The sequence below is a fragment of the Microbacterium sp. TS-1 genome (assembly GCF_000509385.1).
Taxonomy (GTDB): domain Bacteria; phylum Actinomycetota; class Actinomycetes; order Actinomycetales; family Microbacteriaceae; genus Microbacterium; species Microbacterium arborescens.
Map to the genome: position 1 here is coordinate 2,511,668 of NZ_BASQ01000001.1, position 15,039 is coordinate 2,526,706.

The 15,039-nt window shown below is 71.2% G+C and carries 18 protein-coding genes; 13 read left to right on the plus strand and 5 right to left on the minus strand.

Annotation, left to right across the window (positions count from 1 at the left end; all coding sequences use genetic code 11):
• Nucleotides 1-11: 11 nt before the first annotated feature.
• From MTS1_RS11810 to MTS1_RS11820, 4 genes are read right to left on the minus strand one after another with little or no spacing between them, the layout of a single operon-like run.
• A complete protein-coding gene (locus MTS1_RS11810) occupies nt 12-812 on the minus strand; it encodes a MerR family transcriptional regulator (protein ID WP_023954107.1) in 801 nt (266 codons plus the stop codon).
• Nucleotides 809-1,345 carry a VOC family protein gene (locus MTS1_RS11815; RefSeq protein ID WP_023954109.1) on the minus strand — a complete coding sequence of 179 codons (537 nt, stop codon included), beginning with the start codon at nt 1,343-1,345 and terminating at the stop codon, nt 809-811. Before MTS1_RS11815 ends, MTS1_RS11810 begins: the two co-directional genes overlap by 4 nt.
• A 52-nt stretch (nt 1,346-1,397) precedes the next feature.
• A complete protein-coding gene (locus tag MTS1_RS16645; RefSeq protein WP_158497463.1) occupies nt 1,398-1,574 on the minus strand; it encodes a hypothetical protein in 177 nt (58 codons plus the stop codon).
• A 19-nt stretch (nt 1,575-1,593) separates the two neighbouring features.
• Nucleotides 1,594-2,694 (minus strand): VanZ family protein, encoded by a 1,101-nt coding sequence (locus MTS1_RS11820; protein WP_023954113.1) that lies wholly within the window; start codon nt 2,692-2,694, stop codon nt 1,594-1,596.
• A 115-nt stretch (nt 2,695-2,809) separates the two neighbouring features.
• Between MTS1_RS11820 and MTS1_RS11825 the strand changes: the two genes are divergently transcribed.
• The 9 genes from MTS1_RS11825 (at nt 2,810) to MTS1_RS11865 (ending at nt 10,755) form a co-directional block, all read left to right on the plus strand.
• A complete protein-coding gene (locus MTS1_RS11825) occupies nt 2,810-3,514 on the plus strand; it encodes an L-ribulose-5-phosphate 4-epimerase (RefSeq protein ID WP_023954115.1) in 705 nt (234 codons plus the stop codon).
• 66 nt (nt 3,515-3,580) lie between these two features.
• Nucleotides 3,581-3,841 carry a multisubunit Na+/H+ antiporter MrpF subunit gene (locus tag MTS1_RS11830; RefSeq protein WP_023954117.1) on the plus strand — a complete coding sequence of 87 codons (261 nt, stop codon included), beginning with the start codon at nt 3,581-3,583 and terminating at the stop codon, nt 3,839-3,841.
• Nucleotides 3,838-4,182, plus strand: a complete 345-nt coding sequence (locus MTS1_RS11835; protein WP_023954119.1) for a monovalent cation/H(+) antiporter subunit G — start codon at nt 3,838-3,840, stop codon at nt 4,180-4,182. The genes MTS1_RS11830 and MTS1_RS11835 overlap by 4 nt, the downstream gene beginning before the upstream one ends.
• On the plus strand, nt 4,179-5,186 hold the full coding sequence (locus tag MTS1_RS11840; protein ID WP_023954121.1) for a hydrogenase subunit MbhD domain-containing protein: 1,008 nt from the start codon (nt 4,179-4,181) through the stop codon (nt 5,184-5,186). The genes MTS1_RS11835 and MTS1_RS11840 overlap by 4 nt, the downstream gene beginning before the upstream one ends.
• Nucleotides 5,183-5,494 carry an NADH-quinone oxidoreductase subunit K gene (locus MTS1_RS11845; protein ID WP_023954123.1) on the plus strand — a complete coding sequence of 104 codons (312 nt, stop codon included), beginning with the start codon at nt 5,183-5,185 and terminating at the stop codon, nt 5,492-5,494. The genes MTS1_RS11840 and MTS1_RS11845 overlap by 4 nt, the downstream gene beginning before the upstream one ends.
• On the plus strand, nt 5,491-6,933 hold the full coding sequence (locus MTS1_RS11850; RefSeq protein WP_023954125.1) for a complex I subunit 5 family protein: 1,443 nt from the start codon (nt 5,491-5,493) through the stop codon (nt 6,931-6,933). Before MTS1_RS11845 ends, MTS1_RS11850 begins: the two co-directional genes overlap by 4 nt.
• A complete protein-coding gene (locus tag MTS1_RS11855) occupies nt 6,930-8,471 on the plus strand; it encodes a complex I subunit 5 family protein (protein ID WP_023954127.1) in 1,542 nt (513 codons plus the stop codon). The genes MTS1_RS11850 and MTS1_RS11855 overlap by 4 nt, the downstream gene beginning before the upstream one ends.
• Nucleotides 8,462-10,225: a complex I subunit 5 family protein gene (locus tag MTS1_RS11860; RefSeq protein WP_036305683.1), complete on the plus strand. Its 1,764-nt coding sequence runs from the start codon at nt 8,462-8,464 to the stop codon at nt 10,223-10,225. Before MTS1_RS11855 ends, MTS1_RS11860 begins: the two co-directional genes overlap by 10 nt.
• Entirely contained in the window at nt 10,222-10,755 is a 534-nt protein-coding gene (locus MTS1_RS11865) for a Na+/H+ antiporter subunit E (protein ID WP_023954131.1), read from the plus strand. Before MTS1_RS11860 ends, MTS1_RS11865 begins: the two co-directional genes overlap by 4 nt.
• Here MTS1_RS11865 and MTS1_RS11870 read toward each other — a convergent pair.
• Nucleotides 10,735-10,971 carry a three-helix bundle dimerization domain-containing protein gene (locus tag MTS1_RS11870; protein ID WP_036304776.1) on the minus strand — a complete coding sequence of 79 codons (237 nt, stop codon included), beginning with the start codon at nt 10,969-10,971 and terminating at the stop codon, nt 10,735-10,737. The two genes, MTS1_RS11865 and MTS1_RS11870, sit on opposite strands and share 21 nt — an antisense overlap.
• An 83-nt stretch (nt 10,972-11,054) precedes the next feature.
• Here MTS1_RS11870 and MTS1_RS11875 point away from each other — a divergent pair, with 83 nt between their 5' ends.
• The 4 genes from MTS1_RS11875 (at nt 11,055) to MTS1_RS11890 (ending at nt 14,933) form a co-directional block, all read left to right on the plus strand.
• Nucleotides 11,055-11,528, plus strand: a complete 474-nt coding sequence (locus MTS1_RS11875; RefSeq protein ID WP_023954135.1) for an acyl-CoA thioesterase — start codon at nt 11,055-11,057, stop codon at nt 11,526-11,528.
• A 154-nt stretch (nt 11,529-11,682) separates the two neighbouring features.
• A complete protein-coding gene (locus tag MTS1_RS16500; RefSeq protein WP_023954137.1) occupies nt 11,683-12,708 on the plus strand; it encodes a helix-turn-helix domain-containing protein in 1,026 nt (341 codons plus the stop codon).
• A gap of 19 nt (nt 12,709-12,727) precedes the next feature.
• On the plus strand, nt 12,728-14,128 hold the full coding sequence (locus MTS1_RS16110; RefSeq protein ID WP_052007680.1) for a PqqD family peptide modification chaperone: 1,401 nt from the start codon (nt 12,728-12,730) through the stop codon (nt 14,126-14,128).
• Nucleotides 14,129-14,279: 151 nt separating this feature from the next.
• Nucleotides 14,280-14,933 carry a hypothetical protein gene (locus tag MTS1_RS11890; protein WP_023954141.1) on the plus strand — a complete coding sequence of 218 codons (654 nt, stop codon included), beginning with the start codon at nt 14,280-14,282 and terminating at the stop codon, nt 14,931-14,933.
• Nucleotides 14,934-15,039 lie beyond the last annotated feature (106 nt).

A 15,039-nucleotide genomic window follows, 5' to 3' on the forward strand; every position in this document is an offset into this window, starting at 1 on the left:
CTCCCGCGTCGTCACTCCCATACCGCGGTGTCGGGGTCGATGCCGCGGGCGCGGGCGCTCTCGTCGATGCTGCGGCGCAGCCACGAGGCGAGGCCGGGGCGGAGACGGTCGTAGTGCGCGGCGAATGCGGCATCCGCCTCGTACATCCGACCCAGGCACACCTGCATCGACCGGCTGACCGGAAAGTACTCGCTGATCGCTGCGCGATGGCGCTCGACGAGCGCATCGGCTTCGGCAGCGCCGGGCTCGATGCCGGCGCCCGCCGCCGCGGCGAGGTCGCCCTCGAGCGCGGTCATCGCCGCGGTGACCGCGCGCCACTGGTCGGGGCTGCGGGTGGCGGCGCGCTCCGCGTACTGCTGCCACTGCGGGGAATCACCGTACCGGCGCCGGGCGAGCGCGGGCCAGTCGGGGTTCCAGTCGGGGCCGAAGATCGACAGCTGCTCCTCGGCCGTGAGCAGGACGCCGCGCTCGTGCGCCTCGATCATCCGGTCGAGACCCGCGCGGAGGTCTTCGAGCCGGGCGAGCGATCGTGACACCTCGTCGCGCTGCGCCCGCAGGGCGGCGGAGGTGTCGCGATCGGGTTCGTCGAGAATCGAGCGGATCTGGTCGAGCCCCAGCCCGACCTCCCGGTACACGACGATGCGCTGCAGACGCGCGATGTCGTCGGCGGTGTACAGCCGGTATCCCGCGTCGGTGCGCAGCGACGGCGAGGCGAGGCCGATCTCGTCCCAGTGGTGCAGGGTGCGCACCGTGACCCTGAGATCGGATGCCGCGCGCCCGACCGTCACCCCGTCCGTGCTGATGTCGCTCATGGGTGCTCCTGCGAGGGTGTGATGCCGATGGCGGCGAGGGAGCGTGCCGCTGCGCTGTCGGGCTCGTAGGGCTTCGCCGCCGTGACGACGATACGCGCGTTCTCCGGGGTGAGGATCTCGACCTCGCGGCTGTTCCATGGGGTGTCGCGCGGATCGCCCACCGCCCCCGGGGCCAGGGCGCGGCAGTCCGCGGCGATGCCGTCGAGCTCGGTGAGGATGCAGGCGTAGCTGTAGGTCAGCGCGGGTGGTTCGGACGCGGGCAGCGTGGCCGGGTCGGCGGCGACGAGGAGGACATCCTGGAAGGCCCAGCGGCGGAGGTGCACGAGCGTTCCCGGGATCGTGAAGAGCTCGAAGAACCCCAGGCCCGCGGTCCAGAACTGCGTCGAGGTCGACAAGTCATGCGTGGGGATGGTCACGAACGCCGGCATCCCGTAGATGCCGCGGTAGGGCTCGGGGGCGACGGCATCCGGTCCGGGCGGGGGAACGGGGCTGATCTCGAAAGCGTCGTAATACGGGGTGTGCTGGTCGGTCATGCGACCACTCTCTGCCCTCACGTCGCGTGAGGGTCAAGCGGGCGTGACCCCCTCAGCGGTACATGCCGCGGGGAAGCAGCATGACGGCCGCGATCGCGAGGACGACCATCGCGACGCCGCCGACGATCACGCCGAGCATCGGGTTGAGGGTGAGCAGCCCCACGACGAATCCGAGGGCGATGCCGACGAGAGCGCCGGTGGCGGTGTGGGCGAGTGCTTCGACGTCCATGCTCTCGACGGTACGGACCTCAGCGCCGGCGCGCGTCCCCCGTACGGGTGATTTCGACTCGTCCTGCGGGACCATGCTCTCTGCTGTCGCGCAGCTCCTGGCCGCCGAGGACTCCGGGCAGGCCCCGGCCGGCGCGGGTCGTGAACGCGAGGATCGTGGCCGTCACGAGGAAGGCGAAGGTGAGGAAGCCCCACGGGCCCGGGAGCTGGTCCAACAGGGCATATCCGCCGATGCCGCCGATGAGCCGGGTCAGCCGCGTCACGCCGGCGGGGGCCGGTCCTCCCGCGTAGCGGAGGCGCACGGTCAGGTCGCCGATCGTGCGCCCCGACACCAGGACGCATCCCGCCACGATGATCAGGGCGGCGACGGAGCCGACCTGACCGGCGAGGTCGGTCTCGACGGCGACGTCGCGGTTGCCGGTGACGACGAGGGCGGCCTGGATGCCGACGCTGACGAAGATGCCGACGAGCGCGTAGGCGAGCAGGTCGCACACCATCGCGAGGATGCGGCGGCCCCGGGTCACGGGCCGCGGGGCGTCGGGCTCATCCGAGACCGGCCGGCGCGGCACGAGGAGGGCGAGGATGGAGCCGATGACCGCGCCGACGGTGTTGGTGAGCAGATCGTCGACGTCGAAGACGCGGTAGGCGCACGGGTAGACGCCCCAGACACCGGTGAGCTGAGTGAACTCGACGATGAGGGAGATCCCGAGGCCGGCGGCGAGTGCGACGAGGATGCCGCGGCGGGCGAGCACGCGGACGAAGAAGCCGAGCGGCAGGAAGAGCAGGACATTGAGCGCGAGCTGCAGGAAGGCGAAGTCGGTGAGGAACGCCCGGGTGCTGCCGCCCGCGCGCTGCCCGGCACCTCGGATGTCGTCGACCAGCTCCAAGGGGTTGAGGTTGACCCCCGCGCAGCGCATGCCGGCGGGATCGGGGAGAGGCAGGAGGGTGTACGTCCAGATGGCGAAGAAGTACACGAGGGCCGCGCTCCACAGCACGAGCTGCCCCGCGGTGAGGTGGCCCGCGCGCCGGTACTGGATCGCGACGAAGGGAACGAACAGCACGATCCCGACGACCGCGCCGATGCCGATCGCCACGGCACCGAGGAAGACGTTGTCACCCATTCCGACAACTCTTCCAGATGAGAGGCTGTTTCCGTGACCCGCATGGTGTTACCGGTAACATGTCGAGCGCCGGTCCCGAAGGCGGATCCGGCATCCCGAGAAGCGGAGGAGTCCGATGGAACACGAAGCGGTGGCGCGGGTTCGGGCCGAGGTGGCGTCGTTGCACGCGGAGCTGGTGCGTTACGGGCTGGTCGTGTGGACCGGCGGCAACGTGTCGGGTCGGGTGCGCCTGGGCGCAGACCCCGCCGACGACCTCATGGTCATCAAGCCGTCGGGGGTGTCGTATGACGAGTTGGCGCCGGAGAACATGATCGTGTGCGATCTGGACGGCAATGTGGTGCCGGGGACGCCGGGCAGTGATCGGTCGCCGTCGAGTGACACGGCCGCTCATGCGTATGTGTATCGGAACATGCCCGAGGTGGGTGGTGTGGTGCACACGCATTCGACGTACGCGGTGGCGTGGGCGGCGCGGGGTGAGGAGATCCCGTGTGTGATCACGGCGATGGCCGATGAGTTCGGGGGGCCGATTCCGGTGGGGCCGTTCGCGATCATCGGTGATGACTCGATCGGTCGGGGGATCGTGCAGACGCTTCGGGGGCATCGTTCTCGGGCGGTGCTGATGCAGAACCATGGGCCGTTCACGATCGGGTCGAGTGCGAAGGATGCGGTCAAGGCTGCGGTGATGGTGGAGGACGTGGCTCGCACGGTCCACATCGCCCGGCAGGCGGGGGAGCTGCTCCCGATTCCGCAGGACGCGATCGATGCGTTGTACGACCGGTATCAGAACGTTTACGGACAGACCACCGACGACCGCCGGTAGCCCCGCACCGGGGCGGCTTCGCATTCCGGATATCGTCAGTGGTGACGACGTCGGAGGGGAGACGCCATGACCGCAGTGGACATCGCGCTGCATGCGGTCGCCGCCGTTCTGCTCGTCTGCATCGTCGTGGGACTCTGGCGTGCGGTGCGCGGGCCGAGCCCCGAGGACCGGTTGACGGCCTTCGTGCTTCTGGGCACGAGCGGCGCCGCGCTCTTCGTCGTCCTCGCCTCGGCGCTGGGCGTCGCGGCTCTTCGTGATGTCGCGGTCACGGTGGTCGCCCTCGCAACGGTCGTCGTGGTCGTCTACACCCGGCGGGCAGAGCGGTGACCGCAGCGAACGTCGGGGTGCTGGACGTCCTTGTGATCTGCCTGCTGTCGGTCGGATGCCTGTTCGTCGTCGTCGGCACGCTGGGGCTGCTTCGTTTTCCGGATCTTCCGACCCGCCTCCACGCTGTCGCCAAGGCCGACAACCTCGGCCTCGGGTTCATCGTCATCGCCCTCATCGTCGATGCGATCGCCCGCGGCGGCGACGGGCTCGGCATCGTCGGGGTCGCGGCGAAGCTGCTGCTGATCTGGATGCTCGCGCTCCTCGGCACCGCAGGCAACTCCCACCTGCTGGCCGGCAGTGAGCGCCGGAAGCGGCGCAGCGACGCGGACGGCGGCTCATGAACGTCGACCTCCTGGATCTGCTCGCTGTCGGGGCGGTCGTCGTCGCCTCGGTGGCGGTGCTCGTGCGGGGCCGGGCCGCCGCGACGACAGCCTTCCTCGTGTTCGGCATCCTGCTGGCGGTGCTGTGGGGTCGCATCGATGCGCCCGATGTCGCGCTCGCGGAGGCGGCGCTGGGCGGCGGTATCGCCGGGGCGTTGCTGGTCGACGCGCTCGAACGCCGGGCACCGCCGCGACCGAGCGCCGAATCGCGGGGTCGGGCGGTGACGATCGGGGTCGCCGTCGCAGGGGGTGCGGCTGGTCTGGTCGGTCTGCTGCTGGCCGTACGCAGCGTGAGCGCCGAACCCGCCGACCTGGGCCGGGAGGCGGTCGCGGCGACGGACGCGGCGGGCGTCTCGCACCCCGTCACGGCGGTGCTGCTGAGTTATCGCAGCCTCGACACGCTTCTCGAGATCGCCGTGCTCGTCGTCGCCGCGGTGGCCGCGGGCGCGGTCGGCGGCGAGCGGCTGCGGCCCGTGAGGCCGGCTGATCCGGTGCGGCGGGCTCTTGCCGTCGTGATCGTGCCGGTCGTCCTCGTGCTCGCGATCTGGGTGCTGGTGGCCGGCAGCGTTCAGCCCGGCGGGGCGTTCCAGTCGGGCGCGCTGATCGCCGCGGCTCTCGTGATCGCGCGGCTGTGCGGCATCCGAGCCGCCGCCGTCTCGCGCCCCGTCGCGACGGCGATCGTGGGCACGAGCCTGCTCGCATTCGTCGCCCTCGCCGTCATCGGCCTCGTCGTGACGGGCGCATGGCTCGGGCTCGACACCGCGTGGGCGGGTGGGGCGATCCTCGCGATCGAAGCGGTGCTCGCCGCGGGGATCGGCGTCGCGCTCAGCGAGATCTTCTTCGCCGCCGGCGCGGTCGATGACAGCGCGAGTCCCGCCGGCGCGATCGATGACAGCGCGAGTCCCGCCGGCGCGGTCGATGACAGCGCGAGTCCCGCCGGCGCGGTGGATGAGGAGCGCGCATGAACGCGACGTTGCTCTTCCTCGGTGCGGGCGTCGTGGTGTTCGTCATCGGCACCACGGCGCACCTCGTGGTGCGCGACCTCATCCGCCGCATCGTCGCGCTGAACGTCGCCTCGGGCGGAGTGATGCTCGTGCTGCTGGCTCTCGCCGACCGCGGCGCAGCGGGCGCTGACGGCGGCGCGCCCGATCCCGTGCCGCAGGCGCTCGTCCTGACGGGGATCGTCGTCATGGCCGCGATCACAGGCCTCGCTCTCGCGCTCGCTCGCCGGGTCGAGGACACCACCGACGAGAACGAGCAGGGAGACGGATGATCCCGCTGCTGCTGTTCGTGCCGGTGGCCGCCGCTGTGGTCGCCGCGCTCGTTCCCGCTCGGTTCCGCGCTGCCGTGGGAGTCGTGGCCGTCGTCGCGAGCGGTTCCGTCGTGATGGCGCTGTGGCCGGCTGTCGTGGACACCGGCGTTGTGCGTACCGAGCTCGCGGGATGGATCCCCCCACTGGGCATCGCGCTGCAGGCGGATGGAGCGTCGGTCGCGATGCTCGCCCTCGCCCATGTCGTGTTCCTTGCCGCCTTCGTCATGGGCTCGGCAGAGCCACGTCTCATCGGCGCCGACAGCTTCTGGCCGCTGGCGCTCTTCGCGATGGCCGCGATCTCGGGTGTGTTCGTGGCCGCGGACCTGTTCACGATCTACGTCCTGCTCGAGCTGCTGACCCTGGCCGCGGTCGCGCTCGTCGCCCTGGGAGGGGCGCGGGCGCGTGCGGCGGCACTGCGGTATCTGTTCGTGGCGGTGACCGGTTCGCTGTTCTACCTCCTGGCGGTCGCGCTCGTCTACGGGCAGGCGGGGACGCTCGACCTCGCTCTGGCGGCGGGTCGCCTCGACGACGGTCCCGTCACGGCGGCCGTGCTCGCCCTGGCGCTTGTCGGCATGGGGGCGAAGATGGCGCTGTTCCCGCTGCATTCGTGGCTTCCGGTCGCGCATCCGGCTGCCCCCGCCGCGGTGAGCGCGCTGCTGTCGGCGCTCGTGATCAAGGCGTCGCTGTTCGTGCTGTGGCGCATGTTCGCCGCGGTCGGTCCGGAGACCGCCCTCGGGCCCGTGCTGGCGAACACCGCGGCCGCGGCCGGAGCCGCCGGCATCCTCTGGGGCGGGTTCATGGCGCTGCGTCGCGATCGGCTGAAGACCGTCATCGCCTATTCGACGGTCGCGCAGGTCGGGTACCTCGTGCTGATGCTGCCGCTCATGCTCGATGGCGGCGCGCACGGAAACGACGCGGGCGCGGCCGGTTGGAGCGGCGGAGTCGTGCTCGCGGTCGCGCACGGGCTCGCGAAGGCGGCGATGTTCCTCGCGGCCGGCACGCTCGTGGTCGCGTACGGCAGCGACCGCCTCGGCGGGCTGAGGGGCGCGCTCGCCCGGATGCCGCTCGCGGCCGCCACGATCGGGATCGCGGGGGTCGGCCTGGCGGGCCTGCCGCCCACCCTCGGGTTCGTGGGCAAGTGGCAGCTGCTGGAGTCCTCGCTCGCGGTCGGCGCCTGGTGGTGGGTCGCGGTGCTGCTCGCGGGCGGACTGCTGACCTTCGCGTACGTCGCGAAGATGCTCCGAGAGATGTTCGCCCCGCCGGGCGATGACCCGCCGCCCCCGAACGGCGTGCCGAGGCGCACGCTCTCGATCGTGCCGTTCGTCCTGGCCGCGGCATCCGTCGTCATCGGCGTCTTCCCGGGGCCTCTCGTGGCCATCATCGAGGGGGCGGCGCCATGATCCCGGGTTCCGTCGTCTCGCCCAGCCTCATCCCGGTCGTGCTGCTGCTGACCTCGCTGGTGCCGGCGCTCGTCATCTTCGGCCTGAGGGAGGAGCAGCGGCGGCTGCGCACGGCGCTCAACCTCGCCGGCGCGATCGCGAAGGCGGCGATCGTGGTCGTGCTCATCCCCATCGTCGTGTCGGGGGAGAAGCTCCGTTCCTCGTTCGAGTGGATCCCCGGGCTGGAGATCGTCTTCGTCACCGACACGTTCTCACTGTTCTTCGTCGCGCTCTCGTCGGGACTCTGGCTCGTCACGACCGTCTACGCGATCGGCTACCTCGAAGGCGCCCCGAATCGCAGCCGGTTCTTCGGGTTCTTCAGCCTGTGCGTGACGGCGACGACCGGCATCGCCCTGGCCCAGAACCTCTTCACCTTCCTCATCTTCTTCGAGCTGCTGACCCTCGTGACCTATCCGCTCGTCGCCCACCGCGGCACGCCCGAGGCGACGCGCGGAGCGCGCACCTACCTCGGCTACACGCTCGTGGGCGGGGTCGTGTTGCTGCTCGGCGTCGCGTGGCTGACCCTCGAGGTGGGTCCGGTCGAGTTCGTGTCCGGGGGCGTCCCCGCCGTCGCGGCGCTCGCCGCGCGCGACCCCGCGACGGCGACCGTGATCGGCGCACTGCTGCTCACGGGGGTCGGGGTCAAGGCCGCGCTGTTCCCTCTGCACGGCTGGCTGCCGGTCGCGATGGTCGCCCCGGCGCCCGTCAGCGCCCTCCTGCATGCGGTGGCGGTGGTCAAGGCCGGTGCCTTCGGCATCATCCGGGTCGTCGAGGACACGTTCGGCTTCCAGCTGTTCGCCGATCTCGGCCTGCTCGCGGTGCTCGCGGTCGTCGCCTCGATCACGATCGTCTACGGCTCGCTCCGTGCGCTCACCCAGGACGACCTGAAGAAGCGCCTCGCCTACTCGACCGTGTCTCAGGTGGCCTACATCGCGCTCGGGGCCGCGCTGCTGGCCCCGATGGCCACCGCCGGCGCGATCGTGCACATGGTCAATCAGGGGTTCATGAAGATCACCCTCTTCTTCTGTGCCGGGCTGTTCGCCGAGGAGCTGAAGATCCACAGGATCAGCGAGCTCTCCGGAGTCGGACGGCGGATGCCGCTGACGGCGACGGCCTTCACGATCGCGGCGCTCGGGATGATCGGGCTGCCCCCCTTCGCCGGGTTCATCTCGAAGTGGGCGCTGGGGGTGGGCGCCCTCGATGCCGGCGAGCCCTGGGTCATCGCGGTGCTGCTGACGAGCACGATCCTCAACGCCGGGTACTTCCTGCCGGTGATCATCGCGATGTGGACGGAGCCTGCGGCCACGGCCGCGTCGGCGGAGCGGGCGCCCCGGCTGACCCAGCCGGGCGACCACGCGCGGCGCCTCGAAGCGCCCGCCGCGCTGCTCGTTCCCACCCTCATCACAGCCGCGGCCGTCGTCGGACTCGGCGTCGCCGCGGGCTGGGAGTTCTCGCCATGGTCGCCGGCACGGTTCATCGCGGACGGAGCGTGGCTGTGATCTTCCTCCCCGCACTGTCGTCGCCGCTGCTCGTCGCGGTGCTCATCGCCGTGCTGAGCGGTGTCGGCGGTACGCGGGCGCGCCGGGCGCGGGAGGCGATCACCCGCTTCTCCTGGCTCGCCGTGCTGCCCGCCGGTATGGCGGCGGTCTTCGACGCCGGCGACCGCCATGAGATCCCGTGGATGCTGCTCGGCACCTCCATCCGGCTCGACGCCGTCGCACGGCCCCTGGCGCTGATGGCGGTCGTTCTTTACGGCATGGCCCTGTCGTTCGTGGTCCGGTCGAAAGCCGAGCGTCCGCATGTGCTGACGGCCTTCCTGCTGCTGTGCTTCACCGGCAACATCGCGGTGTTCCTCGCTGACGATCTCGTGACGTTCTACCTCGCCTTCGCCGCGATGAACTTCCTCGGGTACGCGATCGTCGTGCACGACCGGACGCCGAGCGCGCGGCGTGCCGGCGCCATCTATCTGGTGCTGACGGTGTTCGGGGAGTGCGCCGTGCTCGCGGCGCTGCTGCTGCTGGCCGCGGATGGCGTCACGACGGTCGGGGAGGCTCCGGCGGCCGTCTCCGCCTCGCCCGCGCAGGGGACGATCATCCTGCTGCTGCTGATCGGCTTCGGAGTGAAGGCGGGCACCGTCCCGCTGCACGTCTGGCTGCCGCTCGCGCATCCGGCAGCCCCGAGTCCCGCGAGCGCGGTGCTGTCGGGAGCGATGCTGAAGGCCGGCATCGTCGGGTGGCTGCGCTTCCTGCCGCTCGGCGAGGGAACCGGCGAGCCGACGTGGGGCGCGGTGTTCCTCGTGCTCGGCCTCGTGGGCGGGCTGCTGGCGGTGCCCGCCGGCGTGCTGCAGCGCAATCCCAAGGTCATCCTCGCCTACAGCAGCATCAGCCAGATGGGCTTCCTCACGTCCGTCATCGGTGCGGCCCTCGTCGCCCCCGCGCTCGCGCCGGCCTGCATCGCCGCCGTTGTGGTCTACAGCGTCTCGCACGGGCTCGTGAAGGGGGCTCTGTTCCTGGGAGTGCAGGCGTGGGACAGCGAACGGCTGCCGCGCTGGAGCGTCACGGCGGCGCTCGCCGTCGCGTCCCTCGCGCTCGTGGGCGCACCGTTCACGAGCGGGTTCATCGCGAAGTACGTCGCGAAGGAGGCCGTCGGCGAGGTGCCGGTGCCGTGGCTGCCCGCGCTCGGCGTCGCCGATGTGCTGCCGTGGTTCGGCGTGGGGTCGACGCTGCTGCTGGCTCGGTTCGCCGTCACGCTGGCGCGGCGCGAGCGCACGCCGAAGCCCACGGCGCGCATGCGCGGCATCGCGTGGGTCGCCCTGTCGGTGCTTGCGGTGGTGCCGGTCGCGGCGCTCGCGTCAGCATGGGCGCCGCCGCTGAGCGTGCCAGGCTGGCTCGATCCGTCGGCCATCTGGGCGCAGACGTGGCCGCTGCTGCTCGGACTCGCCGGCGCCGCGATCGCCCTCGGGGTCACGCGGCGCGCACCGGAGCGCTCACCCACCGTGCCCCCCGGTGACATCGTGGTGGTCGAGGAGCGCGCGGCGCGGATCGTTCTGCGCGGTCTCACCGTCGCGTCGAACGGCCTGGGACAGGTGCGGGGTGCCGTCGTCGCCCGGATCGCCGCCGGTCCGAGCGCGGGACCGGGTCTCGACCGCGCGCAGCGGGCGATCGGCAGTTGGTCCGGTTCGGGTGCGGTGATCGCCCTCGCCTTGGGCGGTGCCGTGCTCGTCGCGGTTCTGGCGGCGGTGATGGTGCCATGACGGCCGGACGGGTGGGAACGGTGATCGTCTCCGTGCTGTGCCGGATCGTCGTGATCGCTGCCGTCTGGATCGCGGCGACCGAGGCGTCGCTGGCGGCGCTCGGTTACGGCGTGGTCGCCGTCCCTGCGGTCACTGCGACCACGTATGCCCTGACGGGAATACCGAGGCGCCGGGCCGGGCTGACCCGCTCGGTGCGAGGAGCGCTCGGGGTTGTCGAGCTGGCCGCATGGGTGATCGGTCGCTCGATCATCGGCGGGATCGATGTCGCGCGGCGGGCGATCTGGTTGCCAGGACCCGACATCGATCCGGAGTGGGTCGCGCATACGACGATGCTCGAGACGTCGGCGGGCCGCGCGGCGCTGGCGCTCGTGGCGAATCTCATGCCGGGCAGTCTCACCGCCAGCATCGACGGACGGCTGATCGCGGTGCACACGATCAGCCCCTCGGTGGATGTCGCGGGGGCGCTCGCCTCTCTGGAGCGGCGCATCGCCCGCATCGAGGCGGCCTGGTCAGTCGGAGGCGGCGCCTGAGGACTCATCGGCGATGTCGGCGAGGCGCTCGCGGGTCTCGCGCTCTGCGATGATGCCGATGAAGTCCGTCACGCGTGCGTCGGCGTGGCTCTCGACCGATGCGGCCGCCTCGCGGCGGATGAGATCGTCGTCGACATCCGGCATCCGCTTCTTGACGCGCTCGGCGACCTCCTCCGCCACCTCGTGAGCGTCGAAGTCTTTCGCAGGCTTGTCCATGCCCATATCATCCGCCGCCCGCCGCGCGCGGGGAACCGGTCGACGCGACGCCCGGACCGTGCGATCATGGCGAGCTAGGCTGGATGAACGTGAGCGATCAGACGAGTTCGGAATGGCCCTGGTCAGAGGGCGGCATCAACTTCCACACGCGCAAGTGGGTGCGACCGGAAGACCTCAACGCCAACGGCACGCTCTTCGGTGGAAGCCTTCTCCGCTGGATCGACGAAGAAGCGGCGATCTACGCGATCATCCAGCTCGGCAACTATCGAGTGGTGACCAAGCTGATCTCGGAGATCAACTTCGAGTCGTCGGCGCTGCAGGGCGACCTCATCGAGATGGGACTGACGGCGACGCACTTCGGGCGCACCTCGCTGACGATGCGGGCCGTCGTGCGCAACATGATCACGCGCAAGCGGATCCTCTCGATCGAGCGGCTCGTGTTCGTGAGCGTCGACGAGGAGGGGCAGCCGATCCCGCACGGCTACTCCGCCATCACGTACGACCGAGACCGGATGCCGCGCGAGCACCCGAAGACCGACTCGGTTCGCCTGCCCTGAGGCGCGCGATCCGCGTGATTCCGGGCTGGCCAGATGGTCGGGCCGTGTCGGGGCCGTGTCGGCTTGGTGCGCCGAGCCCGGTGGTGGTGCACTGAGCGACGTGAATGAAACGCATGAAGCCGGATCGCCCGAGGTCGGAACACACAAAGGCGACGTGGGGCGCTTCCTCGCCGGCGCCCGGCGGGCGGCCGGGCTGACGCAGAAGGAGCTCGCCGCGCGCGTCTTCGTGACCGAGTCGGCGGTGTCGAAGTGGGAGCGCGGGCTGTCGTACCCCGACCTCGCGACGCTCGGCCCGCTGGCACGAGCGCTGGGAGTGACCGAGGGCGAGCTCGTCAGCGCGAGCGCAGACGACCGCGGACGTCTCGACGCGCACCAGGCCCGCGTGCATCGCCGGTGGCGGGCAGCCGTGCTCTGGACGACGATCGGTGCGTACGCCGTCGCGCTGGTCGCGACCTTCGTGACGAACCTCGCGGTCGCGCACACGCTGTCGTGGTTCTGGATCGTCGCGGCGGCGGTCGCCCTGGCCTTCTCGCTCACCACGCTGCCCCTGCTCGTGACGGGGCGGCGCGGCTGGACGACTCTCGCGGCGGCGCTCGCCTCGCTCGGCCTGCTGCTCGCCTCGATCGAGGCGCTGACCTCGGCGGGGTTCCTCGGCGTCACCGGCGCTGCGATCCTGTTCGCGGTCGTCGTGATCTGGGGCCCGCTCGCGCTGCGATCGTTCGGGTCGCCGGGGTTGCGTCGACACGCCGCCGTGATCGCGGTGCTCGCGGATGCTGCGGCAGTGACGGCGTTCCTCGCGGTGGTCCTGTGGGCGGCCGGCGACGCCGATGCGTTCGGCGGCATCGTGCTTCCGCTGGTGGGGTTCGGCGCGGCCATCGCCTTGCTCGTCGTCGGGGTGCTCCGGTATCTGCCGTTGCGCGGACTGCTCCGAGGAGCGAGCGCCTGCGTCATCGGCGCGGCATTGGCCGTGTCAGCCGGGCCGGTCGTCGATGTCGTGCTGGACCACACACCGTTCGAGCTCGCCCCCGTCGATCTCGCGACCTGGTCCGCGGTCACGCTGAACGGCAACATCACCGCCGTGATCGCGTTCGCATTCCTGGCGACTGCTCTTCTTCTTGTCGGGGTGTCCGTCGTGTCCGCGCATCGCGCGCGTCCGGAATCCGATGCGGTGACGGTGTGATCGACCATAGGCTACGAGGGTGTCGCCGCTTCCTCTCGTCTCCGCGCTCGGATGCGCGGTGCGGATCGACGCCGATGACCGCGCGGACGGCGACATCGAGGCGATCGTCCGGGCATGGCGCGACGCCGAGGCGACTCCGGACGATCCCCTGCCGGCGGCTCACCGCAGCGTTGCGCTGACGCGCGGCGAGCTGCGGCGCGAGCTCGCCGCGCTGTCGCAGGCCGTGACGCTGGCCGCGATCGAGGCGAGGCGTGGTGAGCTATGGATGCTGCACGCCGGTGGTCTGGCCGACGACGAGGGAAACGTCGTGGCGGTCGTCGGGCCGTCGGGGCGGGGCAAGACGACCGCGACGCGCGCGCTCGCCGCCCACTACGGCTACGTGACCGACGAAACGGTCGGGATCACGGACGACGGGACGGTGCTGCCCTACCGCAAGCCGCTGTCGATCATCGAGGATCCGGCAGGGGACAAGGCCCAGCGTTCAGCATCCGAGCTCGGGCTGCGCCCCCTGGCGGCACGACCGTTGCGCTTGAGCGCGATCGTCCTGCTCCACCGGGTACCGGGCGGGCCCGAGGTTCCGGTGCTGGAATCGTGTGCGCTGGGCGACGTGCTTCCCGAGCTCGTCGAGCAGACCAGCTATCTCGCGGACCTGCCTGCGCCGCTTCATCGGATCGCTGCGCACGTCGCCGCCATCGGCGGGGTGCATCGCGTGACCTACAGTGAGGCCGAGACCCTCGCCGCGGCCCTGGCGCCTCTGTTCCGGCCCGGCGACGTCGTGTTGACGCTGCCCGTCGCGGACGCGAAGCCGCTCACGGCGGAGGTCGAGACCGACCTGGACCCGGCAACAGGGACGACCTGGTGGCGCGGTGCCCATCTCGACGCGATCGCGCTCGGCTCGCCGACGGACGGTGCGGGTGAGCGGCTCGCCCTGTTGCAGCCGGAGCCCGCGGGCGGAGCGACGCTCCACATCATCGACGGCATCGGCCCGGCCCTCTGGCGGGCGGCCGACGGACGTTCGGCCCGAGCACTCGCCGAGGCGGTGGTCGCGGCCCACGGGGCGCCGCCGAGAGGCGACGCCGAGGCTGTCGTGGGCGCCGCGCTGGACGCGCTCGGTGCCGCGGACGTCGTGGTGCGCGAGCCGTCCTGGCGGACCCGGGCGGATGCCGCCTGGACGTCGAGCGACGACGGATTCGTCGCGCTGTCGCTCGCGCGCGGTGGATCTCCCGAGCCGGTCGCATTGCGCGACACGGCAGCGATCATCTGGTCGGCACTGACGACCGCGCGCGGTGCGACGGCGGAGTCGCTGGTGCGGGTGATCGCGGAACGCGGCGACGTCGACGGCGCCGAGATCGATCGCGACGTACGCGCGTTCCTGCGGTCGCTCGCCGAGCGCGGGCTCGCCGAGCCGTATCTGCCCTAACGGGGCTCCGGCACACCCGCGCGGCGTCCGACTCCGACACTTCGCGACACCGATCGTGACCTGAGCGACGGATGCCGGCGCAGCCATCGACGACGTTCGTGGGCGGCGAAAAAGTACGGGAAAACCTCTCATTCCGACCTGAGGAGATCCCGTGACCGACGTCACCCCCGCCCGCCGCGAGTCCGACGGCATCGACCGTCGCACGATCATCAAGGGCGCCGCGTGGGCCGTCCCGGTGATGGCCGTTGCGGTCGCAGCACCCCTGGCTGCGGCATCCGTCAACAACTCCGGCCTGGCGGTGACGAACACCCAGACGGGCCTGCTCTCGCTGAACCTGTTGGACGGCGGGGGCACGCTGACCGCGACCGCGCTGACGACGGTGCCGACGGAGTTCACCATCACCAACGGCGCGGGTGCGATCAACCAGACCGCGACGGTGACGGTCACCGTCGGACGTCCCTCCGGTATCAACCTGCCCGTCGGACGCGCGCGCGGGTTCGGCGTCTACAGCCTCAACGGCGTGCCGTCGACAGCCGGGCAGCGGACGGCGGTGTACCAGAGCGCCGCGATCGTCGGCCAGTACGGCTTCCCGCTGACGACCTTCACGACGACTCTCCCCGTGAACATTCCCTCCAACGGAACGCAGACAGTGCCGTTCGTGCTCGGTCTCGCGGGCAACTCGACAGGTGTCTCCATCTCGGCTCTCGCGACTTTCCCGGTCACGATCGTCGTCGATTTCGGCAACGGCCTGACCCGCACAGCCACCTCGAGCGTCACCGTCCCGGTGGGTGCGGGGATTCTCTAAGTAGTCATGACCGTAGCGTCCGCGGGTGCGGGCTGTGCCCCGAATGCGTAGTCCGCGCCCGCGGATCCAGTGCGGGAGGGCCGATCGGTCGCTCCTACGCTGTGAG